The sequence below is a fragment of the Ramlibacter humi genome (assembly GCF_004681975.1).
Classification (GTDB): domain Bacteria; phylum Pseudomonadota; class Gammaproteobacteria; order Burkholderiales; family Burkholderiaceae_C; genus Ramlibacter; species Ramlibacter humi.
The window spans coordinates 211588-237196 of record NZ_SMLK01000002.1 but is presented as its reverse complement, the minus strand read 5'-3'; the positions used below and the strand labels follow the sequence as shown (position 1 = coordinate 237196).

Annotated in this window: 30 protein-coding genes; 9 read left to right on the top strand and 21 right to left on the bottom strand. The window is 69.3% G+C overall.

Features of this window, described 5'->3' with window-relative positions; translation table 11 throughout:
* Window positions 1-167 precede the first annotated feature (167 nt).
* The 3 genes from rpoH (at window position 168) to EZ216_RS08510 (ending at window position 3968) form a co-directional block, all read left to right on the top strand.
* Window positions 168-1103 carry an RNA polymerase sigma factor RpoH gene (gene rpoH / locus EZ216_RS08520; protein WP_239024317.1) on the top strand — a complete coding sequence of 312 codons (936 nt, stop codon included), beginning with the start codon at window positions 168-170 and terminating at the stop codon, window positions 1101-1103.
* Between the two features lie 101 nt (window positions 1104-1204).
* Entirely contained in the window at window positions 1205-2917 is a 1713-nt protein-coding gene (locus tag EZ216_RS08515; protein ID WP_135249321.1) for a sensor domain-containing diguanylate cyclase, read from the top strand.
* A 40-nt stretch (window positions 2918-2957) separates the two neighbouring features.
* The gene (locus tag EZ216_RS08510; RefSeq protein ID WP_135249320.1) at window positions 2958-3968 is read left to right on the top strand and encodes a Bug family tripartite tricarboxylate transporter substrate binding protein; all 1011 of its coding nucleotides are present in this window, start codon (window positions 2958-2960) and stop codon (window positions 3966-3968) included.
* Between the two features lie 12 nt (window positions 3969-3980).
* On the opposite strand, the gene EZ216_RS08505 is transcribed toward EZ216_RS08510, so the two are convergent.
* The 6 genes from EZ216_RS08505 to EZ216_RS08480 are packed head-to-tail and all read right to left on the bottom strand — an operon-like array spanning window position 3981 to window position 8811.
* Complete coding sequence (locus tag EZ216_RS08505) at window positions 3981-4802, bottom strand: DNA alkylation repair protein (RefSeq protein WP_135249319.1); 822 nt, start codon at window positions 4800-4802, stop codon at window positions 3981-3983.
* Window positions 4803-4809: 7 nt separating this feature from the next.
* Window positions 4810-5400 (bottom strand): SCO family protein, encoded by a 591-nt coding sequence (locus EZ216_RS08500; RefSeq protein ID WP_439126721.1) that lies wholly within the window; start codon window positions 5398-5400, stop codon window positions 4810-4812.
* A gap of 4 nt (window positions 5401-5404) precedes the next feature.
* Window positions 5405-6277 carry a heme o synthase gene (gene cyoE, locus EZ216_RS08495; protein WP_135249317.1) on the bottom strand — a complete coding sequence of 291 codons (873 nt, stop codon included), beginning with the start codon at window positions 6275-6277 and terminating at the stop codon, window positions 5405-5407.
* The gene (locus tag EZ216_RS08490) at window positions 6274-7383 is read right to left on the bottom strand and encodes a COX15/CtaA family protein (RefSeq protein WP_135249779.1); all 1110 of its coding nucleotides are present in this window, start codon (window positions 7381-7383) and stop codon (window positions 6274-6276) included. Before EZ216_RS08490 ends, cyoE begins: the two co-directional genes overlap by 4 nt.
* Before the next feature lie 32 nt (window positions 7384-7415).
* The gene (locus EZ216_RS08485) at window positions 7416-8135 is read right to left on the bottom strand and encodes a redox-active disulfide-containing membrane protein (RefSeq protein ID WP_135249316.1); all 720 of its coding nucleotides are present in this window, start codon (window positions 8133-8135) and stop codon (window positions 7416-7418) included.
* Window positions 8089-8811, bottom strand: a complete 723-nt coding sequence (locus EZ216_RS08480; protein ID WP_135249315.1) for an SURF1 family protein — start codon at window positions 8809-8811, stop codon at window positions 8089-8091. Before EZ216_RS08480 ends, EZ216_RS08485 begins: the two co-directional genes overlap by 47 nt.
* A gap of 24 nt (window positions 8812-8835) precedes the next feature.
* Between EZ216_RS08480 and EZ216_RS08475 the strand changes: the two genes are divergently transcribed.
* On the top strand, window positions 8836-9057 hold the full coding sequence (locus EZ216_RS08475; protein ID WP_135249314.1) for a twin transmembrane helix small protein: 222 nt from the start codon (window positions 8836-8838) through the stop codon (window positions 9055-9057).
* Between the two features lie 67 nt (window positions 9058-9124).
* Here the strand turns inward: EZ216_RS08475 and EZ216_RS08470 are convergent, their stop codons facing one another.
* From EZ216_RS08470 to EZ216_RS08440, 8 genes are all read right to left on the bottom strand, one after another.
* Window positions 9125-10006, bottom strand: a complete 882-nt coding sequence (locus EZ216_RS08470) for a cytochrome c oxidase subunit 3 (protein ID WP_135249313.1) — start codon at window positions 10004-10006, stop codon at window positions 9125-9127.
* A 41-nt stretch (window positions 10007-10047) separates the two neighbouring features.
* Window positions 10048-10224, bottom strand: a complete 177-nt coding sequence (locus EZ216_RS08465; RefSeq protein ID WP_135249312.1) for a DUF2970 domain-containing protein — start codon at window positions 10222-10224, stop codon at window positions 10048-10050.
* Window positions 10221-10811, bottom strand: coding sequence for a cytochrome c oxidase assembly protein (locus EZ216_RS08460; RefSeq protein WP_135249311.1), 591 nt, complete (start codon window positions 10809-10811; stop codon window positions 10221-10223). The genes EZ216_RS08465 and EZ216_RS08460 overlap by 4 nt, the downstream gene beginning before the upstream one ends.
* A gap of 4 nt (window positions 10812-10815) precedes the next feature.
* Complete coding sequence (locus EZ216_RS21765) at window positions 10816-10929, bottom strand: cytochrome oxidase small assembly protein (RefSeq protein WP_239024316.1); 114 nt, start codon at window positions 10927-10929, stop codon at window positions 10816-10818.
* A gap of 21 nt (window positions 10930-10950) precedes the next feature.
* Window positions 10951-12636 (bottom strand): cytochrome c oxidase subunit I, encoded by a 1686-nt coding sequence (gene ctaD, locus EZ216_RS08455; RefSeq protein ID WP_135249310.1) that lies wholly within the window; start codon window positions 12634-12636, stop codon window positions 10951-10953.
* 22 nt (window positions 12637-12658) lie between these two features.
* The gene (coxB, locus tag EZ216_RS08450; RefSeq protein ID WP_135249309.1) at window positions 12659-13822 is read right to left on the bottom strand and encodes a cytochrome c oxidase subunit II; all 1164 of its coding nucleotides are present in this window, start codon (window positions 13820-13822) and stop codon (window positions 12659-12661) included.
* Between the two features lie 40 nt (window positions 13823-13862).
* A complete protein-coding gene (locus tag EZ216_RS08445) occupies window positions 13863-14339 on the bottom strand; it encodes a DUF2244 domain-containing protein (RefSeq protein WP_135249308.1) in 477 nt (158 codons plus the stop codon).
* 67 nt (window positions 14340-14406) lie between these two features.
* The gene (locus EZ216_RS08440; RefSeq protein WP_135249307.1) at window positions 14407-15303 is read right to left on the bottom strand and encodes a methyltransferase domain-containing protein; all 897 of its coding nucleotides are present in this window, start codon (window positions 15301-15303) and stop codon (window positions 14407-14409) included.
* Between the two features lie 19 nt (window positions 15304-15322).
* Here EZ216_RS08440 and EZ216_RS08435 point away from each other — a divergent pair, with 19 nt between their 5' ends.
* On the top strand, window positions 15323-16024 hold the full coding sequence (locus EZ216_RS08435) for a ComF family protein (protein WP_135249306.1): 702 nt from the start codon (window positions 15323-15325) through the stop codon (window positions 16022-16024).
* Between the two features lie 5 nt (window positions 16025-16029).
* Window positions 16030-16491, top strand: a complete 462-nt coding sequence (trmL, locus tag EZ216_RS08430; protein WP_135249305.1) for a tRNA (uridine(34)/cytosine(34)/5-carboxymethylaminomethyluridine(34)-2'-O)-methyltransferase TrmL — start codon at window positions 16030-16032, stop codon at window positions 16489-16491.
* A 160-nt stretch (window positions 16492-16651) separates the two neighbouring features.
* Here the strand turns inward: trmL and EZ216_RS08425 are convergent, their stop codons facing one another.
* Window positions 16652-17107, bottom strand: coding sequence for a MaoC family dehydratase (locus EZ216_RS08425; RefSeq protein WP_135249304.1), 456 nt, complete (start codon window positions 17105-17107; stop codon window positions 16652-16654).
* Between the two features lie 29 nt (window positions 17108-17136).
* The gene (locus EZ216_RS08420) at window positions 17137-17754 is read right to left on the bottom strand and encodes a nucleotide-binding protein (protein ID WP_135249303.1); all 618 of its coding nucleotides are present in this window, start codon (window positions 17752-17754) and stop codon (window positions 17137-17139) included.
* 59 nt (window positions 17755-17813) lie between these two features.
* Here EZ216_RS08420 and kefF point away from each other — a divergent pair, with 59 nt between their 5' ends.
* Window positions 17814-18452: a glutathione-regulated potassium-efflux system oxidoreductase KefF gene (gene kefF, locus EZ216_RS08415; protein ID WP_135249302.1), complete on the top strand. Its 639-nt coding sequence runs from the start codon at window positions 17814-17816 to the stop codon at window positions 18450-18452.
* The gene (kefC, locus tag EZ216_RS08410) at window positions 18449-20302 is read left to right on the top strand and encodes a glutathione-regulated potassium-efflux system protein KefC (RefSeq protein WP_135249301.1); all 1854 of its coding nucleotides are present in this window, start codon (window positions 18449-18451) and stop codon (window positions 20300-20302) included. Before kefF ends, kefC begins: the two co-directional genes overlap by 4 nt.
* Window positions 20303-20308: 6 nt before the next feature.
* On the opposite strand, the gene EZ216_RS08405 is transcribed toward kefC, so the two are convergent.
* Complete coding sequence (locus tag EZ216_RS08405) at window positions 20309-21067, bottom strand: sulfite exporter TauE/SafE family protein (protein ID WP_135249300.1); 759 nt, start codon at window positions 21065-21067, stop codon at window positions 20309-20311.
* A gap of 40 nt (window positions 21068-21107) precedes the next feature.
* Complete coding sequence (locus EZ216_RS08400; RefSeq protein WP_135249299.1) at window positions 21108-22379, bottom strand: serine hydrolase domain-containing protein; 1272 nt, start codon at window positions 22377-22379, stop codon at window positions 21108-21110.
* Between the two features lie 142 nt (window positions 22380-22521).
* On the opposite strand from EZ216_RS08400, the gene EZ216_RS08395 reads away from it, so the two are divergent.
* Window positions 22522-22950 (top strand): DUF7673 family protein, encoded by a 429-nt coding sequence (locus tag EZ216_RS08395; protein WP_135249298.1) that lies wholly within the window; start codon window positions 22522-22524, stop codon window positions 22948-22950.
* Window positions 22951-22989: 39 nt separating this feature from the next.
* Here EZ216_RS08395 and pcaF read toward each other — a convergent pair whose 3' ends face one another.
* From pcaF to EZ216_RS08380, 3 genes are read right to left on the bottom strand one after another with little or no spacing between them, the layout of a single operon-like run.
* Entirely contained in the window at window positions 22990-24195 is a 1206-nt protein-coding gene (gene pcaF / locus EZ216_RS08390) for a 3-oxoadipyl-CoA thiolase (RefSeq protein ID WP_135249297.1), read from the bottom strand.
* A 17-nt stretch (window positions 24196-24212) separates the two neighbouring features.
* On the bottom strand, window positions 24213-24857 hold the full coding sequence (locus EZ216_RS08385; RefSeq protein ID WP_135249296.1) for a 3-oxoacid CoA-transferase subunit B: 645 nt from the start codon (window positions 24855-24857) through the stop codon (window positions 24213-24215).
* 2 nt (window positions 24858-24859) lie between these two features.
* On the bottom strand, window positions 24860-25561 hold the full coding sequence (locus EZ216_RS08380; protein ID WP_135249295.1) for a 3-oxoacid CoA-transferase subunit A: 702 nt from the start codon (window positions 25559-25561) through the stop codon (window positions 24860-24862).
* Between the last annotated feature and the right edge of the window lie 48 nt (window positions 25562-25609).

Sequence of the window (25609 nt, the reverse complement as noted above, 5' to 3'; positions counted from 1 at the left end):
ACTATCGCCGCCATAGCGATAACCGCTAGGTCTGCCGGGAACGCCTCCAGCCGATTGGGGTCCATTCTGTTCCTTTGCCGGCCTGGCTCGGCGGGGAACTCCCGCTTTAGCACTCTCTCTAACCGAGTGCTAATATGCAGAAATCGGACATGAAAGGAGCACCCGGTATGACAGCAGCCTCTATGGCAGCCCCTGGCCGCGCGCTGGCCGTGGCCAGCCCGTGGGCCGTGGTTCCTTCGCTGGGCAACCTGGACGCGTACATCTCGGCGGTGAACCGCCTGCCGATGCTCACCGCGGACGAGGAGCGCGAATTCGCGCGCAAGCTCAAGGACGACAACGACCTGGAAGCGGCCGGGAAGCTGGTGCTGTCGCACCTGCGGCTGGTGGTGTCGGTGTCGCGCAAATACCTGGGCTACGGCCTGCCCCACGGCGACCTGATCCAGGAAGGCAACATCGGCCTGATGAAGGCGGTCAAGCGCTTCGACCCTGACCAGGGCGTGCGCCTGGTCAGCTACGCGCTGCACTGGATCAAGGCCGAGATCCACGAGTACATCCTGAAGAACTGGCGCATGGTCAAGGTCGCCACGACCAAGGCCCAGCGCAAGCTGTTCTTCAACCTGCGCTCGATGAAGCAGGGCTTCAAGGACGACGAAGGCGCGGCCACGCACCGCGACACGCTGACCGACGCGCAGATCGAGGTCATGGCGCGCGAGCTGAACGTCAAGCGCGAAGAAGTCATCGAGATGGAAACGCGCATGTCCGGCGGCGACGTGGTGCTGGACCCCGGCCCGGCCGACGACGGCGAAGAGGCTTTCGGCCCCATCGCCTACCTGGCCGACGCCACGCAGGAACCCACGGCGGTGCTGGAATCGCAGCAGCGCGACGTGATGGCCACCGACGGCATCGCCGCCGCGCTGGAAGGCCTGGACGCCCGCAGCCGCCGCATCGTGGAAGAGCGCTGGCTGAAGGTCAACGACGACGGCTCCGGCGGCATGACGCTGCACGAGCTGGCCGCCGAATACGGCGTGTCGGCCGAGCGCATCCGCCAGATCGAGTCGGCGGCCATGAAGAAGATGCGCAAGTCGCTGGCCGCGTTCGCCTGAACGGGCGTGCCCCGAAAAAAAGCCCGGCAGCTGCCGGGCTTTTTTTCGGGGCACGCCGAGCCTGGAGGGCCATTGCCGGGAAACCGGAGACAATCCCGGCCGTGAGAGGCTGTCTCATCGTCATCCGCTGGCTTGCCGCGCTGGCCGTCCTGGCCTGCGGCCTGGCTTCGGCCCAGCCCCGTCTCCCCGTCGTGGTCCTGCCCAGCGAGCACGGCGTGCTTCCGCTGGATGGCCTCGTGCAGTTCTGGGAAGAGCCGGGCCGCGAATACAAGGTGGAAGAGATCGTCGCGGAAGCCGCGTCGCTGCCTTGGGCCACCCGGCCGCCGGGCAAGCAGCACCGCCTGGACGGCAAGGCGCTCTGGCTGCGCTTCGACGTCGACATGCGCGACAGCAAACCGTGGTACGTGACGCTCAGCTCCTCCGGCATCGATCGGGTGCAGCTGTTCCGCCGCGCCGCCGACGGCCGCTGGGTTGCACTCGAAGCCGGCGACAGCGTGCCGGTATCGCGCTGGCCGGTGCCGGGCCGCTTGCCGACCTTCGAGCTCGCGAACACCGGCGCGCCCATGACGTACTACGTGCGCGTCGAGCATGACCGGGTGGATTTCGGCGCCGAGCTCACGCTGTACAGCCAGGCCGAGCTGCTGGCCGCGCGCGAGCGCGAGCAGCTCCTGATGGGCGCGTACTTCGGCATCGCGGCGCTGCTGGCCGTGGTGGCGCTGGCCAACGCGGCCTTGTACCGCGACCGCAACTTCCTCGCCTACGCGGTTTACCTGATCATCTTCACGCTCGGGCAGGTCGCCTACCTCGGCATCGGCGCCCAGCACCTGTGGGACCGCTGGCTGGACTGGAACGCCAGTTCCACCTTCCTGCTGCCGGGGCTGTCGGCCGTGGCGGCGTTGTGGTTCGTCCAGGTCGTGACCGAGCCCGCCCGCTTCTCGCGCGTGCTGAACCTCGTCGTCTGGGCGCTGATCCTCGCGTTGCTGGTGGCGGTGCTGTTCGACACCTGGACGCCCAGCCGGCCGATCTTCGTCGCCCGGCTGATGCTCACCTCGGCGGCGCTGGTGGTCGTGTCGGCGCTGATCGGGCTGGTGTGGCAGCGCGGCGACCAGCCCGACATCCGGCTGATCGCGCTGGGTTTCGTGCCGGTGATGGTGATGGCGCTGTTCCCGCTGGCGCGCGGCTTCGGCCTGATCCCCAATTCCATCTTCACGCGCTACGGCCTGGCAATCGGGGCAGCGGTGGAGATGCCCATCCTCTTCTACGCCATGACCTTGCGCGGGTCGCGGCGGCGCGAGGCGCAGGCGCGCGCCTCGGCCCTGCCGAAATCGGACGCCCTCACCGGCCTGGCCGACCTGCGCACGCTGATGCCGCGGCTGGAAGACGTCCTGGCTCGCGCGCGCAGCCAGAAGCACGCCTGCGCCCTGCTGGGTGTGAGGCTCGCCAACCACGACGTCATCACCGCCGAGTACGGCCGCGAGACGCTGGACCGCGCGCTGGTGGTCGCCGCATCGCACCTGCGCCGCGCCGCCAGCGACATGGACATGGCCGCACGGGTGGGCGAACGCGACTTCGCCTTGGTGCTGGAAGGCCCCACCACGCCGGACGTCGCCACCAGCCGAGCGCAGCAACTCGTGGCCAGCGGACTGCGGCAGGCGCAGGCGCTGCCCAATGGGTTGACGCTGAAGCTGCAGGTCGTCATCGCCATGCTGCCGGCCGGTCCGCCGGACGCCGAGTCCATCCTGCAATGGGTGGCGGAAACGCTGTCGGCCTTCCCGCCCGACTCACGCAAGCAGATCCGAGCGCTGAACACCTGACTGGCGGGCGGTGCGCCGCGATCACGGTAGCATGTTGGCCATGACGTATTCCCTCCACCGGCGGGCCGCGCTGACCCTGGCGCTGTCCGCCGCCTCCAGCGCCGCGCTCGCGCAGAAGACTCCGCGCAACAGCGCCGACGCGATGCCGGCCAACTGGCCCAGCAAACCGCTGCGCATCCTCGTCGGCTTCCCGGGCGGGTCCACGCCCGACCTGGTGGCGCGCACCATCGCGGAGCCGCTGTCCAAGGCTTTGGGACAGCCCGTGATCGTCGACAACCGTCCTGGCGCCAGCGGCAACATCGCCGCCGACGCGGTGGTGAAGGCGACCGACCTGCACACGATCGGCGTGATGATCAACGGCAACATGACGATCGCCAAGCTGCTGAACCCGGCGACGCCATACGACCCGGTGAAGGACCTGGCGCCCATCAGCCTGATCGGCACCGCGCCGCTGCTGCTGACCGCGCCTGCCAATGCGCCGGGGCACAACGCGCAGGAATTCTTCGCCGCGGCACGCAACGCCGGCGACAAGTGGAGCTACGGCTCGCCGGGCGTGGGCACGGTCGGCCACATCGGCATGGAGCTGCTGAAGGCGCGCGCCAACATCAACCCGGTGCACGTGCCGTACCCCGGCAACCCGCAGGTGATCAACGCCATGATCGCCGGCCAGATCCAGCTGTCGCTGCTGCCGCCCGGCCTGGCCGCGGTGCAGATCCGCGCGGGCAAGCTCAAGGCCATCGGCGTCACGTCGGCCAGCCGCAGTTCGCTGGTGCCCGAATACCCCAGCCTGGACGAGAGCGGCGTCACCCGCGGCTTCCAGCTGGAGATCTGGACCGCCGCGGCCGCGCCCGCGTCCATGCCCAAGCCGCTGGTGGACAAGCTGTCGTCGCTGATCAGCGAAATCTCGCGCACGCCCGACGTGCGGGCCAAGCTGTTCCAGCAAGGCTGGCAGGTGGCCGGCACGTCTTCGGAGGGCCTGGCCAACCGCATCAAGGCCGACACCGCGCTGCTGGGCGGAGTGATCCAGTCCCGCGGCATCAAGGCCGAATAAGAAAAGCGCCGGTCAGTCCGGCGCTTTCTTCATCAGCGTGCGCTGCGCGCGGCGCGCGATGTACGCCGTCTCCGGCGTGCGCGACTCGCGCGTCCAGCGCCGGCAGACTTCATGCACCCATTCCGGCTGCGTGCGGCTGGCGTCGTTCAGCCAGTTGGCGACAGAATTGCGCACGTAGAGACTCGCGTCCGACTTCAGCGGGTCCAGCAATGCAAGCGCGAGCCAGGGTTCGGCCTTCAGCGCGGGCACCGGAGCACACCACACGCCGTGCGGCCGCGTGAGTTCGCTGGCGAAGCGGCGGATGTTGGCATCGCTATCACGCACCCAATCGTCAAGGAGCGTGATCGCCGTGGATGGTTCGCGCACCACCTCGTCGCGCACTGCCAGCCACGCCATCTCGCGCACGCCGAAATGCGGGTCGGCCGCGAACCGCCGCACCGATGCCAGCTTCTGCGGGAGCGCCAGCCCCGAGTAGCCGACCCACTGCGCGGCCCAGGAACGCGCGATGTCGCTGGGATGGCGCGCGATGGCGTCGGCGACGTCGTCCGGACGCGGATGCGCGCCGGCCAGGTCGTACAGCGCCAGCGCGATGTGGTGGTGGCGCTTCAGGGGCTTGAACGCGGCCAGCATCGCCAGCGTGTCCACGAGCCGCTCCGACCGCGCATCCAGCCCGATGTGGCCGGCGACGCTGGACGCCAGCCGCGGCAGGTCCAGCGCGAGGAACTCGTTGAGGTTGACGGTGGGCACCAGCCCCGCGTTGAGCGCCTCCAGCACCTCGGGCGGGATCAGCGCGATGCGGGCCGCCCCACGCCTTGCAAGCAGGTGCTGGACCACGCCGCCCTCAGGCTTGCGCGAGCAGCTGCTTCAGGTCGCCAGCCAGCGCCTGCGGGCCGCTGCCGTAGCGCGTGTACAGGCGCAGGCGCCCTTGCGTGTCGTACACGAAGCTGGCCGCCGAATGGTCCATGGTGTAGGTGCCGGGCCTCTTGCCTTCGACCTTCTTGTAGTAGACCTTGAAGTCCTTCGCGAGCGTGGCGATCTGCTCGGGCGTGCCGCGCAGCGCGATGAAGTCGGGGCCGAAGTTGGCCATGTAGGCCTTCAGCACCTGCGGCGTGTCGCGCTCCGGGTCCACCGTGATGAAGATGCCCTGCACCTTCGCGCCGTCGGCGCCCAGGATCTGCTTGGCCTGCGCGATCTCGGCCAGCGTGGTGGGGCACACGTCGGGGCACTGCGTGTAGCCGAAGAAGACCACCGGGACCTTGCCGCGGAAGTCGGACAGGCTGCGCACCTTGCCGTCGGTGTCGGGCAGCGAGAAGTCCTTGGCGTAGTCGGCGCCGGTGAGATCGATGGCGTTGAACTGCGGCTTGTTCTCGCCGCAGGCGGCAAGCGCGGCGGCGGCGAAGGTGGCGAGCACGAGGCGGCGTTGCATGGGCATCCCCTCAGAAAAGCAGGTAATGGTCCACCAGCAGCGCCGCGAACAGCACGCTCAGGTGGACCAGCGAGAACCGGAAAGTCTTGCGCGCGAGCGCATCGGAGTAGTCGCGCCAAAGGCGGAAGCCGTACCAGGTGAAGCCGGCGCTGAGCACCAGCGCCGCGGCCAGGTACAGCCACGAACTCATGCCGATGGCGAAAGGCAGCAGGCAGGCGGCGAACAGCACCAGCGTGTACAGCAGGATCTGCAGCCGCGTGAACTCGCTGCCGTGCGTGACCGGCAGCATGGGCAGGCCGGACTTGCGGTAGTCCTCCACGCGGTACAGCGCCAGCGCCCAGAAGTGCGGCGGCGTCCACAGGAAGATGATGAGGAACAGCACCAGCGCCTCGGGCCCCACGTCGCCGCGCATCGCAGCCCAGCCCAGCACCGGTGGCATCGCGCCCGAAGCGCCGCCGATGACGATGTTCTGCGGCGTGCGCGGCTTGAGCACCACGGTGTAGATCACCGCGTAACCGACGAAAGTGGCGAAGGTCAGCCACATGGTCAGCGGGTTCACGGTGACGTACAGCAGCACGGAGCCGGCGGTGCACAGCACGATGGAGAACACCAGCGTCTGCACGTCCGAGAGCTCGCCCTTGGCCGTGGGCCGCCATGCGGTGCGGCGCATCTTGGCGTCGATGCCCTTTTCGATCAGGCAATTGAACGCCGCGGCCGCGCCCGCCACCAGCCAGATGCCGAAGGCGGCGAAGGCGGCGATGCGCAGGTCGTCGCCGGTGGGAACGCCCGGCACGGCCAGCACCATGCCGATGACCGCGCAAAACACGATCAGCTGCACCACGCGCGGCTTGGTCAGTGCATAGAACTGCTGGAAGCGGCTCATGGGCGCGCTCCTTGGGCATGCAGGTCCGCGGCATGCCGTGCCGCGGTGCGCGTGCTGCGGCTGGCGCACACGCCCCAGGTCAGCACCGCGATGGTGGCGGCGGCCCCGCCGGTGTGGGCCAGGGCGGCGACCAGCGGCCATCCGAGCACCACGTTCGACAAGCCACTGGCGAGCTGCCAGGCGGCCAGCGCGGCCAGCAGGCGCGCGATGCCGGGCAGGCGCTGCCGCAGGCGCCACGCCGTTGTGACGAGCAGGGCGAGCGCCACGTACGCCATCAGGCGGTGCGCATAGTGGATGGCGGTGAGCGCCGCGAAACTCACGTGCTCACCCGAGGAGGTGAGACCCAGGGGACGCCACAGCTCGAAGCCCTGGGCGAAATCCATCGGCGGCCACAAGGAGCCTTGGCACGTCGGGAACTGCGTGCACGCGAGGACCGCGTAGTTCGTGCTGACCCAGCCGCCCAACGCGACTTGCAGCCACACCGCGGCCAGCGTGGCGAGCAGCAGCGCGCGCGCGGGCGCCGGCAAGGCCGTGATGCGCGACGAGCCCTCGCCGTGCCGGTACGCGAACTCCTGCCGCACCAGCAAAGCCAGCAGCACGATGCCGCCCAGCAGGTGCATCGTGACGATCGCCGGGAACAGCTTCATCGTCACCGTTAGCGCGCCGAATGCGCCCTGCAGGCACACCCAAGCCAGCGTGGCCGTCGGCCACCACGGATGCACCGGCAGCGCCGCGCGCTTGCGCAGCACCCAGGTGCCCACGGCCAGCAGCAGGATGAGCGCACCGACGCCGGTGGCGAGGTAGCGGTGGACCATCTCGATCCAGGCCTTGGTGTGCGTCACCGGCCCGGTGGGCATCTGCGCCTGCGCCGCGCTGATCTCGGCATGCGCGCCGGCCGGCGAGGCGTTGGCGTAGCAGCCCGGCCAGTCGGGGCAGCCCAGGCCCGAATCGGTCAGGCGCGTGAAGGCGCCGAAGACGATCAGGTCGAACGTGAGGAACAGCGTCAGCCCCGTGAGCAATGCGAGGCGCCGCGCCGGCGTGGTGCCGCGGTGGCGCAGCCACAGCCAGCCGACGGGGCCGAGCGCCAGCACCGCGCCCATCAGCATGACGTGCAGTGCGGGAGAAAGATCGACGCCGTTCACTTGCCCCGCCCCGCCTGGTCCCAGCCGGCCGATGCGCGCATCAGCCTTTCCAGGTCGCGCTTGGCTTTCGCCGCGCCTTCGCGATCCAGCTTCACCGGGAATCGCATCATCCAGTGGCCCATGGGATCGACCACGTACAGGTGGTCCTCCAGCGCGGCACCCGCCGCGGGCTGCAGCCACTGCGCCAGCTGCTCCTTCGGCAGGCGCAGCACCGTGGCATGCGCCAGCGCGGGACGCAGCGCGTCGCGCACGGGCACGGCATCGTCAATGAGCCAGACCCAATCCACGCGGTCCTTGTCGCGGCCCAGCGCCTCGCGCAGCTGCCGCTGCAGGTAAAGATGCTGCTCGCATTGCGCGTCGCATGCGCCCCCGGCCACGCTGACCAGCAGCCACTGGTCCTTCACGCTGGCCAGCGGCACTTTGGCGCCGTCGAGGGTCGTCGCCTCGATGGCCGGCATGGCGCGCTGCGGTTCGATCAGTTCGCCGAAGTTGCGGCGGCCTTCCGGCCGCACGACGTAGTAGGTGAAGTACGAGGCGGCGACGGGCGCGGCGCAGATCAGCGCGACCATCAGCATCTTGAAGCGGCCGCGCGAAGTGCGCTCGGCCTGTTCGACCTCGCGCGGGCCCGGCAGCGCGTGGACGGTGAGGTCCAGCGGCTGTTCGAAGCGCTCAGGCTTGTCGGCGGCGGCGGGGTTGGATGAACTGGAACCAGGCATAGAGGATGGCGATGAGCGCGCACAGGGCCCACCACTGGAAGGCGTAGCCGTAGTTCGTCTCGGGACCGCGGGCGCCCGACGACTCGGGCCAGTCGCGCCACAGGCCCCCGGCGGCGGCGCCGGCCTGCTGCACGCTGACGTCGGCCAGGAGCGGGAGACGGGTCTCGGCGGCGAACGGCGCCAAGTCGAGATTTTGCCGGATGGGGCCGGTGCCGGCCGAACCGAACTGGTATAGCTTGGCGGGCGGCGGGGCGATGCGGCCCGCCACCTCCACTTCGCCGGCGGGTGTCTCCACCGGCGGCAGCTGGTCGCGATGCTGGAAGTTGCGCGGCGCCCAGCCGCGCTGCACCAGCACCGCGCGGCCGCTGCCCGCCAGCTTCAGCGGCGTGACCACGTAGAAGCCCACCCTGCCGTCCATCTGGCGGTTGTCCAGGAACACGGTGTGCGCCGCGTCCCACTGGCCGCGCAGCACCACGGGCCGGTAGAGCATCGAAACGCGGTTGGCGTCCAGGAACTCGGCCTGCGACAGCGGCGCGTCGTGCTTGCGCGCCTCGACCGCCGCGGTCAGCGCTTCCTTCTGGTGGGCGCGGCCGAGCTGCCAAAGGCCGAGCGCGAATGTCGCCGCCATGCCCAGCACGGCGGCCAGGGTCAGCAGCCAGAAGCGGCGGCCCTTCATGGCGCCGCGCCGATAATCGGCGGCATGAAATACCTCGTGCTGCTGGCTTTCATCGCCATCCTGGGCAGCCTGGGCTCGGCGCTGTGGTTCATGATGCGCGACGGGCAAGGCGGCAAGCCCAAGACCAGCAACATGGCGCGCGCCCTCGCTTTCCGCGTCGGCTTTTCCATCCTGCTGTTCATCTGCATCCTGGTGGCGTGGAAGCTGGGCTGGATCCATCCCACGGGCATCCCGGCCGGCGCCTGAGCCGCGACACCGCCAAGAACAAAGGGCCGCGGATGCGGCCCTTGTCGTTTCGCGGTGCGCGCGCGGCTCAAAGCCAGTAGACCAGCGTGTACAGGCCCAGCCACACCACGTCCACGAAGTGCCAGTACCAGGCGGCGCCTTCGAAGCCGAAGTGGCGCTCGGCGGTGAAGTGGCCCTTCATCAGGCGGATGGTGATGAACAGCAGCATCAGCATGCCGACGATCACGTGGAAGCCGTGGAAGCCGGTCAGCATGAAGAAGGTGGAGCCGTAGGCGCCGGAGGTGAGCTTCAGGTTCAGCTCGTGGTAGGCGTGGAAGTACTCGTAGCCCTGCACGAACACGAAGGTCAGGCCCAGCAGCACCGTGACCCACATCCAGGCGACGACCTTGCCGCGCGGCGCGTTGTCGCGCAGCAGGTGGTGGGCGATGGTCAGCGTGACGCCGGACGACAGCAGCAGCGCGGTGTTGATGGTCGGCAGCCAGAACGGCGTCATCGTCTGGAACGGCTCGATGATGCCGGCGGGCGAAGCGGTGGCGCCCGGCGCGACGGTGGGCCACACGGCCTTGAAGTCGGGCCACAGCAGCGCGTTGTCCAGGCTGCCCAGGGCGGGCACCGAGTGCGCGCGCATCCACCACAGGGCCGTGAAGAACGCGCCGAAGAACATCACCTCCGAGAAGATGAACCAGCTCATGCTCCAGCGGAACGAGAGGTCGATCTTGTGGCTGTACTGGCCGCCTTCGCTCTCGCCGATGGCGTCGCGGAACCACTGGAACAGCACGCCGAACAGCCACAGCAGGCCGAACAGCACCGACCACTTGCCCCAATCGTGGCCATTGATCCACTGGGCGGCGCCGAAGATGACGAAGAACAGGCCGAAGGCCGCGAAGGCCGGGTGCCGCGAGGGATGCGGCACGAAGTAGTAGGGCTGGCTGCCGCTGGTTGCGCTCATGGTTTTGCTTCCTCGACTCTCTCGGTGATTTCTCTAGATGCCTACACGACCCAGTGGACGAGCGCGATCAGCCCGCCCACGAACAGCGCCACCAGCACCAGCGCCACGGCCACGACGTGCAGCGGGTTGAGCCGCTGCATGTCCTCTTCCAGGCCGCTGCGCTTGCGGATGCCCAGGAACGACCAGGCCACCGCGCGCACGGTACGCACGAATTTCATCCACGCTCCCCGCCTTCCCGGCCTGCCGCGGCCTGCGGCGGGGCGGGCGTCTTGCCGCCCACTTCGAAGAACGTGTAGGACAGCGTGATGGTGGTCACGTCCTTCGACAGCTTGGGGTCGATGACGAAGGCGACCGGCCACTGCTTCTTCTCGCCGGGCTCCAGCGTGTACTGGTTGAAGCAGAAGCATTCCAGCTTGTTGAAGTGCGCGGCGGCTTGCCGCGGCGCATAGCTGGGGATGGCCTGCGCGGACATCCGGTGGTCCTGCACGTTCTGGAACTCGTACATCACGGTGGCCAGCTCGCCCGGATGCACCTTCAGCTGCGAAACCGCCGGCTTGAACTGCCACGGACCGCGCGCGTTGGCGTCGAATTCCACGGTGATGGTGCGGGTGCGGTCCACCTGCGAATTGGCCGCGGCGTTGGAGCCGCCCGGCACCTGCTTCTCGCCCAGCGCCAGGATGTTGATGCCGGTGATCTCGCAGATGTGCTTGTACAGCGGGATCAGCGCATAGCCGAAGGCGAACATGCCGGCGGCCACGACCACCAGCTTGCGCACCATGCGGGCGTTCTCCGCGCGCAGCCCCATGTCCTCAGCCCCTCAGCAGCGCCATCTTGGCGATGAAGCCGAGAAAGAACACGAGCACCACCGATGCCAGGATCCAGGCCAGGCGGCGGTTGGCTTTCTTCTGCTCTTCGGTCGGCATGGGCCTGGGTTCCCGCAGCCGTCAGTGGGCGGCGCCGGAGTTCGGGTTCACGTGGGACGGCAGCGCGTCCAGCACGCGGGTGGCGCTGGCGTCCAGCTTGGGCGGCGTCTCGAAGGTGTGGAACGGGGCCGGCGACGGCACTTCCCATTCCAGGCCTTCGGCGCCCTTGCCGTCCGCGTCGTTCCAGGGGCGCTGGCCCGCGGGCTCGCCCTTGCCGCGCATGACGGGCAGCACCACGAAGAAGAAGAAGTACACCTGCGACAGGCCGAACCAGAAGGCGCCGACGGAGGCGATCCAGTTGAAGTCGGCGAACTGCATCGGGTAGTCGGCGTAGCGGCGGGGCATGCCGGCCAGCCCGAGGAAGTGCATCGGGAAGAAGGTGACGTTGAAGGAGATCAGCGACGACCAGAAGTGGATCTTGCCGCGCGTCTCGTTGTACATGACGCCGGTCCACTTGGGCGACCAGTAGTAGAAGCCGGCGAACAGCGCGTACAGCGAGCCGGCCACCAGCACGTAGTGGAAGTGCGCCACGACGTAGTAGGTGTCCTGCAGCAGCAGGTCGATCGGCGCCATGGCCAGGATCAGGCCGGTGAAGCCGCCCATCGTGAACACGAAGATGAAGCCCACCGCGAACAGCATGGGGGTCTCGAACGTCATCGAGCCCTGCCACATGGTCGCGATCCAATTGAAGATCTTCACGGCCGTGGGCACCGCGATCAGCATGGTCGCGTACATGAAGAACAGCTGGCCGGTCACCGGCATGCCGGTGGTGAACATGTGGTGCGCCCACACGATGAACGACAGGATGGCGATCGAGCTCGTCGCGTACACCATGGAGGCGTAGCCGAACAGGCGCTTGCGCGCGAAGGCGGGCACGACCTGGCTGACGATGCCGAAGGCCGGCAGGATCATGATGTAGACCTCGGGGTGGCCGAAGAACCAGAAGATGTGCTGGTACATCACCGGGTCGCCGCCGCCCGCGGGGTTGAAGAACGTGGTGCCGAAGTGGCGGTCGGTCAGCGTCATCGTGATGGCGCCGGCCAGCACGGGCATCACCGCGATCAGCAGGTAGGCCGTGATCAGCCAGGTCCACGCGAACATCGGCATCTTCATCAGCGTCATGCCGGGGGCGCGCATGTTGAGGATGGTCACGATGATGTTGATCGAGCCCATGATCGAGCTGGCGCCCAGGATGTGCATCGCGAAGATGCCGGCATCCATCGACGGGCCCATCTGCAGCGTCAGGGGCGCGTACAGCGTCCAGCCGGCGGCGGGCGCGCCGCCGGGCATGAAGAACGAGCCCACCAGCATCAGCGCGGCCGGGATCATCAGCCAGAAGCTGAAGTTGTTCATGCGCGCGAACGCCATGTCGCTGGCGCCGATCTGCAGCGGGATCATCCAGTTCGCGAAGCCCACGAACGCCGGCATGATGGCGCCGAACACCATGATCAGGCCGTGCATGGTGGTGAACTGGTTGAACAGCTCGGGGTTCACCAGCTGCAGGCCCGGGTACATCAGCTCGGCGCGGATGCCCAGCGCCAGCACCCCGCCCACCATCAGCATGGTGAACGAGAACAGCAGGTACAGCGTGCCGATGTCCTTGTGGTTGGTCGCGTAGACCCAGCGCCGCCAGCCGGTGGGCGCGCCGTGGTGGTCGTCGTGGGCGTGATCGCCCGCGTGGCCGTGGGGGTCGAGAACTGCGCTCATGGAGGTACCTCGGTGCTTGTCTTTACTTGCCGCGCTGCGCCAGCACTTCGGAAGGCTGGACCAGCTGGCCGGTCTTGTTGGACCAGTTGTTCTTGGTGAAGCTGATGACGGCGGCGATGTCGGTGTCGCTCAGTTGCTTCCAGGACGGCATGGCGTTGCGGCCGTTGAGCACCACCTGGATCTGCTTGGCCTTGTCGGCGTCCAGCACCACGGGCGAGCCGTCCAGCGGCTTGATCGGGCCGGCGCCCTTGCCGTTGGGCTGGTGGCAGGCGGCGCAGTTGGCCGCGTAGACCTTCTCGCCGCGGGCCTGGATGTCGGGCAGCGTCCAGACCTTGTTCGGGTCGTCCTGCTTGGCCGCCATCTTCTTCTGCTGGTCGGCCACCCAGGCGGTGTATTCCTGCGCGCTCACCACCTTCACGTGGATGGGCATGTAGGCGTGCTCCTTGCCGCAAAGCTCGTAGCACTGGCCGTAGAAGTCGCCGGTCTTCTCGCTGCGGAACCAGGTGTCGCGCACGAAGCCGGGGATGGCGTCCTGCTTCACGCCGAAAGCCGGGATGCCCCAGGCGTGGATGACGTCGTTGGCCGTGGTGACGATGCGGATCTTCTTGTTGACCGGCACCACCAGCGGGTTGTCCACCTTCAGCAGGTAGTTGTCGGGCACGTCGCCCTTAGCGCCTTCGTTGGAGATCTCGCGGTGCGTGGCGTCCAGCGTGGACAGGAACGACAGGCCGGAGCCTTCGCCGTTCAGGTAGTCGTAGCCCCACTTCCACTGGTAGCCGGTGGCCTTGATGGTCAGGTCGGCGTTGCTGGTGTCCTTGGAGGCGACCAGCACCTTGGTGGCCGGCAGCGCCATCAGGATCACGATGATGAAGGGGATCAGCGTCCAGATCACTTCCACCGTCACCGACTCGTGGAAGTTGGCCGGCTTGTGGCCGACCGACTTGCGGTGCTTCCAGATGGAATAGAACATCACCGCGAAGACCAGGATGAAGATCACCGTGCAGGTGATCAGCATGAACCAGTGCAGCCAGGCCTGCTCGGTGGCGATGCGCGTGGCGGCGGGATGCAGGTTCAGCTGCCGCACGCCCGGCCCGCCGGGCAGGTCGTTCACGGCGTGGGCACTGCCCGCCGCCAGCGCGCCCGAAACTGCCAACAGGCCCGCCAGCTTGTTCGAAAGGCTCTTCATCGTTTTCCGTTCCGATCTACTCAATCCAAACCCGTACTCGTCAAACCTGCCGCTCGCGCAGCGCGCTCCTGATTTCCTGCGCCAGCAGCGGCCGCAGCTCGGGCCGCAGGAAGCGGCCCACCCGCACCGTGCGGCCCCGCCCCGACACCTCGATGAGCGAGCGGTCGCCGGCCCGCGGCTCCACGCGCACCCAGTCGGGGTCGAACTCCGTGCGCTGCAGCTGGCCCGCGCTCTCGAGCTCGACCACCAGCCGGCGGCCCTGCAGCGAGATGCGCTCGCCGTCGGCCGCGTGGCGCGCGTACGCCAGGAAGGCCAGCCCGACCGCGCCGAGCTCCAGCCAGGCGAAAGGCAGGATCAGGGTCGCACCGTGGAGCCAGAAGAACGCGGCGATCGACAGCGACACCACGCACAGCGAGGCGTAGAACCAGCCCAGCTGGGCCGGCGTCACCGAGCAGTTGCGCTGGAGGAACCAGACGATGGCCTGGCCCTGGATGGTCGCGAAGCGAAAAACCGGCATCGACGGTACGGTCTCAAATCAACCGGGCATTGTAGCGGCTCGCAACACGCCTCCCCCGGGAAATCGACTACCGCGGAGGGCGCGGGCCGCCTCGCAGCAGCCCGCGCAGGTCGTCCACCGGGATCGACGTGCTGGCCTGCATGCGCACGCGCGGCGCCGGACGGATGGCATGGCCGTAAACGATCTCGAAAGTGATCGCCAGCCGGCCGTCCGGGCCGCGCAGCCGCGACGCCAGTTCCTCGTGCAGCCGGTCGCGCCAGCGGCGGCCGCGCAGCGCCGGGAAGCGCCCCGGGTGCAGGTTGGCGCCCAGCTCGCGCAGCTCCGCCAGCAGCTTCGCGGGCGAGTCCCAGGTGAGCGTGATGCGCTCCATGTCCATCACCGGCTCGGCGAAGCCACCGGCCACCAGCATGTCGCCCCAGTCGTGCATGTCGGTGAATTCCGGGCCGCTGGGCCCCCAGCCCAGCGCGGCATACAGCGCGCGCAGCTCGCGCGCGGTGTCGGGCCCGAAGCAGGAGAACATCAGGAAGCCGTCGGTGGCCAGCGCGCGGTGCCACTGCGCCATCAGCTGCTGCGGGCCGGCGGCGAAGTGCAGCGCCATGTTGGCCCAGAGCATCTGCACCGCGCCGTCGGGCACCATGGCGACCACCTCGCGCGCGGGGCCCGACCAGCGCTGCCACCACGCGCGGCCGAGCAGCTGGCGCGTTTCGGCCGCGCGCGCCGGGTCGGGCTCGACCAGCAGGCAGCGCGCGGAGGGGTAGCGCTTCTCCAGCAGTTCCTGCGCCGCCAGGCCACCGCGCAGCGGCGACCAGTGCGCCCACGCTTGCGGCTGCAGCCGGATCCATTCCAGGCGCTCGGCCATGCGGCGCGCCACTTCGTCGTGCAGCCAGGGGGAGCGCGGCGGGGCGCGGCGCGGCCAGCGAGCGGCCGCGGCGGGGTCCAACGTGGGGGGATGCTCGGGAGGCACAGGAAAGTATATTGGGCCGATGCTCGCCGAACTCCTGCGCCGCGCCTCGGCCGCCACGCCCGCCCAGTGCGAGGTGTGCCGCGCCTGGCCCGCGCGGCCGGTGTGCGAAGCGTGCCTCGCGCGCTTCGCCGCGCCCATGCACCGCTGCGCACGCTGTGCGCTCGCGCTACCCGCCGGCACGGCGACATGCGGCCGCTGCACGCTGGAACCGCCGCCGCTGGATGCCTGCTTCGCGGCCGTGAGCTACGGCTACCCGTGGGCCGCGCTCGTCGGCCGCTTCAAGTTCGGCGGCGAGGCGGGCTGGGCCCACACCTTCGCGGACCGGATGCTCGACGCGCCCGGTGTGGCGCAAGCCGTCTCGCGCGCCGACGCCCTCGTGCCCATGCCGCTGTCGCGCGAACGCCTGGCACAGCGCGGCTTCAACCAGGCGCACGAGATCGCGCGGCGGCTGTCCCCCGCGAAAGTGCAAGCGCAGCTCGCCACCCGCTTGCGCGACACGCCCGCGCAGGCGCAGCTGGAACGCGCCGATCGCCTGGCCAACCTGCGCGGAGCCTTCGCGGCCGAACCGCTGCAGGCGGCTCGCGCGCGCGGCGCCCACCTGCTGCTGGTCGACGACGTCATGACCAGCGGCGCCTCGCTGTTCGCGCTGGCCGCCGCGCTGCGCCAGGCCGGTGCGGCGCGCGTCGAAGCCGCGGTGTTCGCCCGCACCGAGGAACAATGACACCCATGTTCCACATCGTCCTGGTCGAACCCGAGATCCCGCCGAACACCGGCAACGTCATCCGCCTGGCCGCCAACACCGGCTGCACGCTGCACCTGGTGGAGCCTCTCGGCTTCTCCATGGACGACAAGCTGCTGCGACGCGCCGGGCTGGACTACCACGAGTACGCCGAAGTGCGGCGGCACCGCGACTGGGCCACCTTCCTGGCCGACGCGCGGCCCGCACCGGATCGCCTGTTCGCGCTGACCACGCACGGAAGCCGCCGGGTGCACGACGTCGCCTTCCGCGCCGGCGACTGGCTGGTGTTCGGCGCCGAGACGCGCGGCCTGGCGCCGGAGTTGCGCGAGACCTTTCCCGCGGAACAGCGCCTGCGCCTGCCGATGCGCGAAGGCCAGCGAAGCCTCAACCTGTCGAACGCCGTGGCGGTGACGGTGTTCGAGGCCTGGCGGCAGAACGGCTTCGCCTGAGCCGCACGCGGTCACCACTGCAATGGGCGGTTGCGGGCGGACCAGCTTGAAAGCCCCCGCGCGGTGGGCCATCTAGAAGGTTCGGCGCCATCCGGCCCCCAACGGGGCCGGCCTGTCGAACACTCCTTTTTCAGCCCGCGCGATGCGCGGGCTTTTTTTGTCAGGCGTAGCGCCGGCCCACCGACTCGGCCACGCAGGCCGGCTTGTCCGAGCCTTCCAGCTCGACCACCACCTTCCAGGTCATCTGCATGCCGTTGGGCTCGATGGGCTCGCAGGCCAGCAGCGTCATGCGGCCGCGCACGCGGCCGCCCACCGGCACGGGCGCGGTGAAGCGCACCTTGTTCAGCCCGTAGTTCACGCCCATCCTCGCTTCGCGCACCTCGATGGCGCTCTCGAAGATCCTCGGCAGCAGCGACAGCGTGAGGAAGCCGTGCGCGATGGGCGCGCCGAACGGCCCGGCCTTGGCCTTCTCCACGTCGACGTGGATCCACTGGTGGTCGCCGGTCGCCTGCGCGAACAGGTTCACCTGCTCCTGGGTGATGGTGATCCAGTCCCCAACGGCCACTTCCTGGCCGGTGAGGGCGGCCAGGTCGGCCAGGCGCTCGAAGGTTTTCATGCCGCCACTGTAGTGGCGCGCGGTGTGGCTCAGCTGTCCAGCCAGCGACAAATCGGCGCCCATTGCGCCAGGTCGCGTTCCACCCGGCCGGGCGCCACGTCGAACACCGTGAGGCCGCGCGCGGCCAGGTGCACGTAGTTCTGGGTCGGCCGCAGCTCGCCGAGCACCGGCAGGCCGAGGCCCTTGACGAAGGCCTGCAGCTGGTCGGCCGCCAGCGTGCGGCTGTCCACCCGCATGCCGACGATGCCCACCTTCAGGTTGGCTGCCTTGCGGTACTCGGCCAGCTCGTCCAGGAAAGCGCGCGTGGCGAAGATGTCGAACACGCTGGGCGCCAGCGGCACGATCACCTTGTCGGCGGGTTTGAGCAGTTCGCGCAGCGCCTTGCCGTGCAGCCCCGCCGGCGTGTCCAGCACCACGTGCGTCACGCCTTTCGGCGGCTTGGCCACCTGCCCTTCGCCGATCTCCCAGCCCTGGATGGCCGGCGCGCCGGCGGGACGCAGGTTCAGCCACAGCCGGCTGGACTGCTGCCGGTCGGCATCGCCCAGCATCACCGCATGCCCGCGGCTGGCGTAGTAGCCTGCGACGTTGGTGGCGAGGGTGGATTTCCCGACGCCGCCTTTCGGATTGGCAACGACCACGACCGGCATGAAGCACCTCCAGGTGGAAGCGGGCCGCGCTACGGCCCATTTGCGCTATGTTACCGGGCATGGTTGAGCATGTCCCCGGCGGCGAATCCAGCATCTATGTGCTGGCCGCCCATCCCAACTGGCGCGAGTCCCGGGTGAACCGCCGCCTCGTCGAAGCGGCGCGCGGCACGCCCGGCGTCCGGGTGCGCGATCTCTACGGCGAGTACCCCGACTACGACATCGACGTGGCCGCCGAGCAGGCCCACGCGGCGGCCGCGCAGCTCATCGTGCTGCTGCACCCCATCCAGTGGTACTCCATGCCGCCGCTGATGAAGCTGTGGCTGGACGAGGTGCTGACGCACGGCTGGGCCTACGGGCACAAAGGCACCGCTCTCTCGGGCAAGGACCTGTGGCTGGTGGCTTCCACCGGCGGTCCGGAAGACTCGTACCACCCGCGTGGCTACAACCGCTATTTCTTCGACGCCTTCCTGCCGCCCTACGAGCAGACCGCCGCGCTGTGCGGCATGCGCTTCCTGCCGCCGCTGCTGATGCACGGCGCGCACCGCGCGAAGCGCGAGCAGATCGCCGCGCACACCGAAGTCTTCGCCGCGCGCCTGAACACCTACCCCGACTGGCCCGAGATGGAACAACTGGAAAGCTGCCCCGCCTGCGAAGTGCCGCTGACGGACCGCCCGCAGACCGTGAAGGAGCAAGCGTGACGGAGCAGGTACCCGCCTGGCTGACCGGCAGCCTGACCTACCTGGCCGCGGCCGTGATCGTGGTGCCGCTGTCGCGCGCGCTGGGGCTCGGCTCGATCATCGGCTACCTCGCCGCCGGCATCGTCATCGGGCCCTGGGGCCTGGGGCTGGTGCGCGACGCGGAGGAGACGCTGCACTTCGCCGAGTTCGGCGTGGTGCTGATGCTGTTCCTGGTCGGCCTGGAGCTGGAGCCCAAGCGGCTGTGGAGCCTGCGCCGGCCGATCTTCGGCTGGGGCGGCGCGCAGGTCGCCGGGTGCACCGCCGTGCTGTTCGTCGCGGGCGTGCTGGCCGGCGTGGGCTGGCGCATCAGCCTCGTCGCCGCGCTGGGCCTGGCGCTCTCGTCCACCGCCATCGCGCTGCAGGTGATGGGCGAGCGCAACCTGCTGCCCACCACCAGCGGCCAGGCCGGCTTCGCCATCCTGCTGTTCCAGGACGTCGCGGCCATCCCCATCCTCGCGCTGCTGCCGCTGCTGGGCGGCACCACGGACGCCAACGCGGGCGACGGCGCCTGGCTGCAGGGCGCGAAGATCGTCGGCGTGATCGCCGCCATCGTGCTGGGCGGCCGCCTGCTGCTGCGGCCCACGCTGCGCTGGATCGCGCGCAGCCGCACGCCGGAGATCTTCACCGCGGCTTCGCTGCTGCTGGTGGTGGCCATCGCCGCGCTGATGCAGCTGGTGGGCCTGTCGATGGCGCTGGGCGCCTTCCTCGCCGGCGTGCTGCTGGCGGAAAGCGAGTACCGGCGCGAGCTGGAAACCGACATCGAGCCGTTCAAGGGCCTGCTGCTCGGCCTGTTCTTCATCGCGGTGGGCATGAGCATCGACTTCGGCGTGCTGATGAAGCAGCCGCTGCTGATGGCCGCCATCGTCATCGGCTTCCTGCTGCTCAAGTCGGTGGTGATCTGGTTCCTGGCCAGGGGCATGGGGCTGGAGCGGCAGGACCGCCCGGTGTTCACGCTGCTGCTGGCGCAAGGCGGCGAGTTCGCCTTCGTCGTGTTCCAGGCGGCCGCGGGCAACAACGTGTTCTCGCCCGCCATCGCCTCGCTGCTGGTCGGCGCGGTGGCGGTGTCGATGCTGCTGTCGCCGCTGCTGCTGGTGGCGGTGGACCGCTTCGTGCTCTCGCGCTTCACCAGGTCGCGCGCCAACGAGCCGGAGGTGATCAGCGAGCAGCAGCACGCGCCGGTCATCATCGCGGGCTTCGGCCGCTACGGCCAGATCATGGGCCGCCTGCTCAACGCGCAGGGCGTGCCGGCCACGGTGCTGGACCACGACGCCGACATGATCGAGGCCGCGCGCTCGTTCGGCTACAAGGTCTTCTACGGCGACGCCACCCGGCTGGACCTGCTGCGCATCGCCGGCGCCGGCACGGCCAAGGTGCTGGTGGTGGCGGTGGACGACACCGAGCAGTCGCTGCGCATCGTCGACCTGGCGCGCGAGCACTTCGCGCACCTGCAATTGGTGGTGCGGGCGCGCGACGTCACGCACTGGAACCAGCTGCGCGACCGCGGCGTCACTAACGTGGAGCGCGAGCTGTTCGAAGCCAGCCTGCGCAGCGCTCGCAGCGTGCTGGAGCTGCTGGGCCAGACGCCTTCCGAGGCGCGCGGCGTGGCCATGCGCTTCCGCCGCCACAACATCGAACTGTTCGAGCGCATGCACCCGTACTACCGCGACCGCAGCAAGCTGATCGCGGTGGTGAAGCAGGGCCGCCAGCAGCTGGAAGAACAGATGGCGCGCGAACGCGAGGAAGCGGCCGCGCGCCGCCGCGCGGGCCAGGACCGCACGCCCGGCTGGGAAGGCGCCGAGCGCGACACCTGATCGCGCTCAGGCGATGAAGCCGTCCCAGACCAGCTTCACGCCGGTCAGCAGCATGCCCAGGTACACCAGCCGGTAGAACAGCGCCGGCTGGATGCGCTTGGCCAGCCTCACGCCCACCAGCACGCCGACGGGCGCGAAAGGCAGCAGCGCCACCGAGGTGGCCATGTTGCGGATGTCCAGCAGCCCCAGCCAGGCGTACGGGATCCATTTGCTCAGGTTCACCACGAAGAAGAACACGGCCATCGTGGCGGTGAACACCGTCGGCGCCAGCCGCAGCGGGATCACGTAGGCGTTGACCGGCGGCCCGCCCGCGTGCGAGATGAAGCTGGTGAAACCCGATATGGTGGTGAGCAGCGCGCCCAGCCACCTGGGCGGCTCGGGGCTGTCGGGCCGCGGCGGGAACAGCACGCGCTGCGCCAGGAACACCAGCGTGAAGATGCCAACGATGCCGGCCACCAGGTGCGAATCCAGCGCCTTGAACAGCAAGGTGCCGACCACGGTGCCGAGCAACCCGAATGGGATCAGGAAGCGGATCAGCTTCCAGTCGAAGTGCCCACGCCATGCATGCAGTCCCAGCACGTCCATCACGAACAGCACGGGCATCAGGATGGCCGCGGCCTGCGGCACGCTGACGGCCAGCGCCATCAGCGGCACGGCCAGCGAGCCGAAGCCCGCGCCGAAGCCGCTCTTGCTGATGCCCAGCAGCAGGACAGCGGGAATGGCGACGGCGTAGAAGCCGGGATCGGTGATGAGCGGGAACGACAAGGCGGCGGTATTGTCGCCTCAGCGCTCCGCCAGCACCGCGTCATCCCTTCAGCATGCGCCCGAGCGCCAGCAGCTGCGGCAACGTGATCGGGTCGTTGGCGGCGCTGGACGCGACGGGATGCGAGCCGAAGCGCGCCACCACCATCTCGGCCCCGGGCGCGACGTACAGCCGCTGGCCGTGGATGCCGCGGCCTTCGAACGCATCCAGCTCGTTGTGCGACACCCACCACATGCTACGGTACGAGTAACCGGCCAGCAGCGAGTACCCCGCCTTGGCGAATTTCGCCGGATCGCTGCCACGCTGCACATCGTCCACCACGGCTTGTGGCAGCAGCTGCCGGCCGTGCCACTCGCCGCCGCGGCGCATCAACTCGCCGAACCGTGCCAGGTCGCGCAGGCTGGCGCTGAGGCCACCGCCGCCCATGGGCACGCCGATGGAATCGACGGTGATGTACGCGTCCTGCTCGCAGCCCAGCGGCGACCACAGCCTTTCCGACAGCATGCGCGCGAACGGCACACCCGTGGCGCGCTTCATCACCCAGCACAGCACCTCGGTGTTGACGGTCTTGTAGGCAAAGGCTTCGCCGTGCGCGCCTTCGGGCTGCAGCGTGACCAGGTACTCGTAGAAGTTGCCCGGGCCGCTGTAGCCGGCCGGCCGCGGCAACAGGCTCCCGGCGCGCGAGTAGGCCCAGATGTCGGCGCTCTTGTCGGCATAGGCCTCGGAATACTTCACGCCGATCTGCATGTCCATCACCTGGCGCAGCGTGGCGTTCCCGTACGCGGTGCCGCGCATCTCCGGCAGCCAGTGCGGGATGGTTCGCGTCTCGTCGAGCACGCCTTCGTGCACCAGCGCCGCGGCGAGCGTGCACGCGTACGACTTGGTGATGGAGAAGCAGCTGTGCGGCAGGTGCGGCTGCAGGATGCCCAGGTAACGCTCATACACGATGCGCCCGCGGTGCAGCACCACGATGCCGTCGGTGTAGGTGTCGTGCAGCGACTCCTCCCAGCCGCGCGCACGCCCGTCCATGTCCTGGAACCGCAGCGCCTCCACGTCGGAAGTGCGCAGCGCCTTCGGAAACTCACGGGCGCCGCCGTCACCGCGCCACACGTTCACCGTGGGCACCAGTTCGCGCATGTGGCACAGCGACCAGCGGATCTGCGGGAACCCCAGTGTCGGCTGCACGCCGAACTGCACGCGCTTGCCGGGCGGCGGCGGCGTGCCTTCCATCCAGCCGAGGACCGCGGGGTCGGAGGCGCGGCCATCCAGGTAGGCCTGGCCGTCGAATTCGAGCGTGCCGGAAGGTGTCTGCATGGGGCTGTTCTTTTTCGGCGGCGAAGCATCGAGGCTACGTCCGCGCCGGCGGGGCCGTCAATCGGGAAACGAAGCATTGGGCCCACGGTCGCGTTCGCCTACAAAGGAAGGGCCGCAATGGATCGCTTCCAGGAGAACCGCCATGAACGTGACCGAACGCGAAAAGCGCCACCAGCGCAACCTGGAACGCATCAACGCGGTGCAGCTGGTGATCGGGCGAGGCGACCGCGCGCACGTCGACCACGAAGGCACGCTGCTGGAACGCGCGCGGCTGATGGTGGAAGAGCTGCGGTCCCACGAGGCGACCGAGCAGGGCCTGGCGGCGTTCGACCGCCTGCTGCGGCTGGTGGAGGAAGGCCGCTCGCGCCAGGCGCGCTGGGTGGCGGAGTTCATCACCGCCGTCTGGGACGACAAGCCGGTCCGCCTGTCCATGCTGCGCGGCATGCCCGCCACCATCGGCGACGACGTCATCGCGGTGCTGGACGGCCTGCGCTATGCGCGGCTCGACCTGGCCGAGCACGTGGCCGGCGGCGCGCGCCGCGTGGTGAAGGTGCTGGAGAAGTGCGAGTGAGCCGCCAGCCGGGGCGCCGGCCCTCGAAGGCGTCCAGCGTCAGACGCGCTCGAGCACGACGGCGATGCCCTGGCCCACGCCGATGCACATGGTGCACAGCGCATAGCGGCCGCCGCTGCGGTGCAGCTGGTTGACCGCGGTGGTCGCCAGGCGCGCACCCGATGCGCCGAGCGGATGGCCCAGCGCGATGGCGCCGCCGTTCGGGTTCACGCGCGCGTCGTCGTCCTTCAAGCCCAGGTCGCGAAGCACCGCGATGCCTTGGGCGGCGAAGGCTTCGTTCAGCTCGATGACGTCCATCTGCTCGATCTTCAGGCCCGCCAGCTGCAGCACCTTGCGCGTGGCCGGCGCGGGCCCCATGCCCATGATGCGCGGCGCGACGCCGGCTGTCGCCATCGCCACCACGCGCGCGCGCGGCGTGAGGCCATGGCGCGCGGCCGCTCCTTCGTCGGCCAGGATCAATGCACAGGCGCCGTCGTTCACGCCGCTGGCGTTGCCCGCGGTGACGGAGCCGTCCGGCTTCACCACGCCCTTGAGCTTGGCGAGCGCCTCGATCGACGTTTCGCGCGGATGCTCGTCCTTGTCGACGACGATGGCCTCGCCCTTCTTCTGCGGGATGGTCACGGGCGTGATCTCGTTCGCGAAGAAGCCGGCCTTCTGCGCGGCCACGGCCTTCAATTGCGAGGCCAGCGCCATGCGGTCCTGCGCTTCGCGCTCGATCCTGTAGTCGTTGGCCACGTTCTCCGCCGTCTCGGGCATGGCGTCGACGCCGTACTGCTCCCTCATCAGCTTGTTGACGAAACGCCAGCCGATGGTGGTGTCGTACACCGCGTTGCTGCGCGAGAAGGCGCTCTCGGCCTTGGGCATGACGAAGGGCGCGCGGCTCATGCTCTCGACGCCGCCGGCGATCAGCAGGCTGGCCTCTCCCGCCTTGATGGCGCGCGCGGCGCTGCCCACGGCGTCCAGGCCCGAGCCGCACAGGCGGTTGATGGTGGCGCCGGGCACCTGGATCGGCAGGCCGGCCAGCAGCGCGGCCATGCGCGCCACGTTGCGGTTGTCTTCGCCGGCCTGGTTGGCGCAGCCGTACAGCACGTCGTCCACGGCCGCCCAATCGGCCTTGGGGTTGCGCGCCATCAGCGCCTTGATCGGGATGGCGCCCAGGTCGTCGGTGCGCACGGAAGACAGCGCGCCGCCGTAGCGGCCGAAAGGCGTACGCAGGGCGTCGCAGATGAAGGCTTGCTTGCTCATGAAGTCATGCTCCGGGGTCAGGCCGCCATGATCGGCAGGCCGGTGAGATTTTCCAGTTCCGCGCGGGACAACCCGTCGACGGCATCGATGAGTTTCAGGCCTTGCGGCGTGCACTCGAAAGTGGCGAGGTCGGTGTACACGCGCTTGACGCACGCGATGCCGGTCAGCGGGTAGGTGCAGCGCTCGACGACCTTGCTCTGGCCCTGCTTGGTCAGCAGGTCCATCATCACCCAGGTCTGGCGCGCGCCGGTGGCCAGGTCCATCGCGCCGCCGACGGCGGGGATGGCACCGGGTTCGCCCGTGCTCCAGTTCGCCAGGTCGCCGGTAGCCGAGACCTGGAAAGCGCCGAGCACGCAGATGTCCAGGTGGCCGCCGCGCATCATCCCGAAGCTGTCGGCGTGGTGGAAGAACGCGCCGCCTTGCCTGAGCGTCACCGGCTGCTTGCCGGCGTTGATGAGGTCGTAGTCTTCCTGCCCCGCGGCCGGCGCCGGGCCCATGCCCAGGATGCCGTTCTCGCTGTGCAGCACGATCTCGATGCCGGCCGGCAGGTGGTTGGCCACCAGCGTGGGCATGCCGATGCCCAGGTTGACGTAGGCGCCGTCGTGGATGTCTCGCGCCACGCGGGCGGCAAGCTGGTCCTTGGTGCGTTTTTCGCAGGCCATGGTCATGCCGCCTGCCTGAATCCACCGGCTTGGGTCGCGACGCGCGGCACCTTCACCACGTGCGTCACGAAGATGCCCGGCGTGACGATGGCCTCGGGGTCCAGCTCGCCGAGTTCGACGATCTCGTGCACCGCGGCCACGGTGGTCTTCGCCGCCGTCGCCATCACGGGGCCGAAGTTGCGCGCGGCCATGCGGTAGGTGAGGTTGCCCCAGCGGTCACCCTTCTCGGCCTGCACCAGCGCCAGGTCGCCGTGGATCGGCGTTTCGAACACCTGCATGCGGCCGTCGATCTCGCGCACTTCCTTGCCCTTGGCCAGTTCGGTGCCGTGGCCGGTGGGCGTGAAGAAGCCGCCGATGCCGGCGCCCGCGGCGCGGATGCGTTCGGCGAGGTTGCCTTGGGGCACCAGTTCCAGTTCGATCTTCCCGGTGCGGTACAGCTCGTCGAACACCCAGCTGTCGGCCTGGCGCGGGAAGCTGCAGATGATCTTGCGCACGCGGCCCGTCTTCAGCAGCGCGGCGAGGCCGCCGTCGCCGTTGCCGGCGTTGTTGTTCACCACGGTGAGGTCGCGCGCGCCCTGCTCGATCAATCCTTCGATCAGCGCGTTGGGGATGCCCGCCGTGCCGAAGCCGCCGATCAGCACCGTGGAGCCGTCGCGCACGCCTTGCAGCGCCTGCGCGACCGTGGGGGCCAGCTTGTCGATCATGTCCTGGTGTCCTTGCCGGGCCGCCATTTGACCACCGCCGAAGCCGGG

Coding starts and splice junctions, on each gene's coding strand:
- rpoH (WP_239024317.1), top strand. CDS start 168: ATGACAGCAGCCTCTATGGCAGCCCCTGGCCGCGCGCTGGCCGTGGCC.
- EZ216_RS08510 (WP_135249320.1), top strand. CDS start 2,958: ATGACGTATTCCCTCCACCGGCGGGCCGCGCTGACCCTGGCGCTGTCC.
- EZ216_RS08500 (WP_439126721.1), bottom strand. CDS start 5,400: ATGCCCATGCAACGCCGCCTCGTGCTCGCCACCTTCGCCGCCGCCGCG.
- cyoE (WP_135249317.1), bottom strand. CDS start 6,277: ATGAGCCGCTTCCAGCAGTTCTATGCACTGACCAAGCCGCGCGTGGTG.
- EZ216_RS08490 (WP_135249779.1), bottom strand. CDS start 7,383: ATGCTGATGGGCGCGGTGCTGGCGCTCGGCCCCGTCGGCTGGCTGTGG.
- EZ216_RS08485 (WP_135249316.1), bottom strand. CDS start 8,135: ATGCCTGGTTCCAGTTCATCCAACCCCGCCGCCGCCGACAAGCCTGAG.
- EZ216_RS08480 (WP_135249315.1), bottom strand. CDS start 8,811: ATGAAGGGCCGCCGCTTCTGGCTGCTGACCCTGGCCGCCGTGCTGGGC.
- EZ216_RS08475 (WP_135249314.1), top strand. CDS start 8,836: ATGAAATACCTCGTGCTGCTGGCTTTCATCGCCATCCTGGGCAGCCTG.
- EZ216_RS08470 (WP_135249313.1), bottom strand. CDS start 10,006: ATGAGCGCAACCAGCGGCAGCCAGCCCTACTACTTCGTGCCGCATCCC.
- EZ216_RS08465 (WP_135249312.1), bottom strand. CDS start 10,224: ATGAAATTCGTGCGTACCGTGCGCGCGGTGGCCTGGTCGTTCCTGGGC.
- EZ216_RS08460 (WP_135249311.1), bottom strand. CDS start 10,811: ATGGGGCTGCGCGCGGAGAACGCCCGCATGGTGCGCAAGCTGGTGGTC.
- EZ216_RS21765 (WP_239024316.1), bottom strand. CDS start 10,929: ATGCCGACCGAAGAGCAGAAGAAAGCCAACCGCCGCCTGGCCTGGATC.
- ctaD (WP_135249310.1), bottom strand. CDS start 12,636: ATGAGCGCAGTTCTCGACCCCCACGGCCACGCGGGCGATCACGCCCAC.
- coxB (WP_135249309.1), bottom strand. CDS start 13,822: ATGAAGAGCCTTTCGAACAAGCTGGCGGGCCTGTTGGCAGTTTCGGGC.
- EZ216_RS08445 (WP_135249308.1), bottom strand. CDS start 14,339: ATGCCGGTTTTTCGCTTCGCGACCATCCAGGGCCAGGCCATCGTCTGG.
- EZ216_RS08435 (WP_135249306.1), top strand. CDS start 15,323: ATGCTCGCCGAACTCCTGCGCCGCGCCTCGGCCGCCACGCCCGCCCAG.
- trmL (WP_135249305.1), top strand. CDS start 16,030: ATGTTCCACATCGTCCTGGTCGAACCCGAGATCCCGCCGAACACCGGC.
- EZ216_RS08425 (WP_135249304.1), bottom strand. CDS start 17,107: ATGAAAACCTTCGAGCGCCTGGCCGACCTGGCCGCCCTCACCGGCCAG.
- EZ216_RS08420 (WP_135249303.1), bottom strand. CDS start 17,754: ATGCCGGTCGTGGTCGTTGCCAATCCGAAAGGCGGCGTCGGGAAATCC.
- kefF (WP_135249302.1), top strand. CDS start 17,814: ATGGTTGAGCATGTCCCCGGCGGCGAATCCAGCATCTATGTGCTGGCC.
- EZ216_RS08400 (WP_135249299.1), bottom strand. CDS start 22,379: ATGCAGACACCTTCCGGCACGCTCGAATTCGACGGCCAGGCCTACCTG.
- EZ216_RS08395 (WP_135249298.1), top strand. CDS start 22,522: ATGAACGTGACCGAACGCGAAAAGCGCCACCAGCGCAACCTGGAACGC.
- pcaF (WP_135249297.1), bottom strand. CDS start 24,195: ATGAGCAAGCAAGCCTTCATCTGCGACGCCCTGCGTACGCCTTTCGGC.
- EZ216_RS08385 (WP_135249296.1), bottom strand. CDS start 24,857: ATGGCCTGCGAAAAACGCACCAAGGACCAGCTTGCCGCCCGCGTGGCG.
- EZ216_RS08380 (WP_135249295.1), bottom strand. CDS start 25,561: ATGATCGACAAGCTGGCCCCCACGGTCGCGCAGGCGCTGCAAGGCGTG.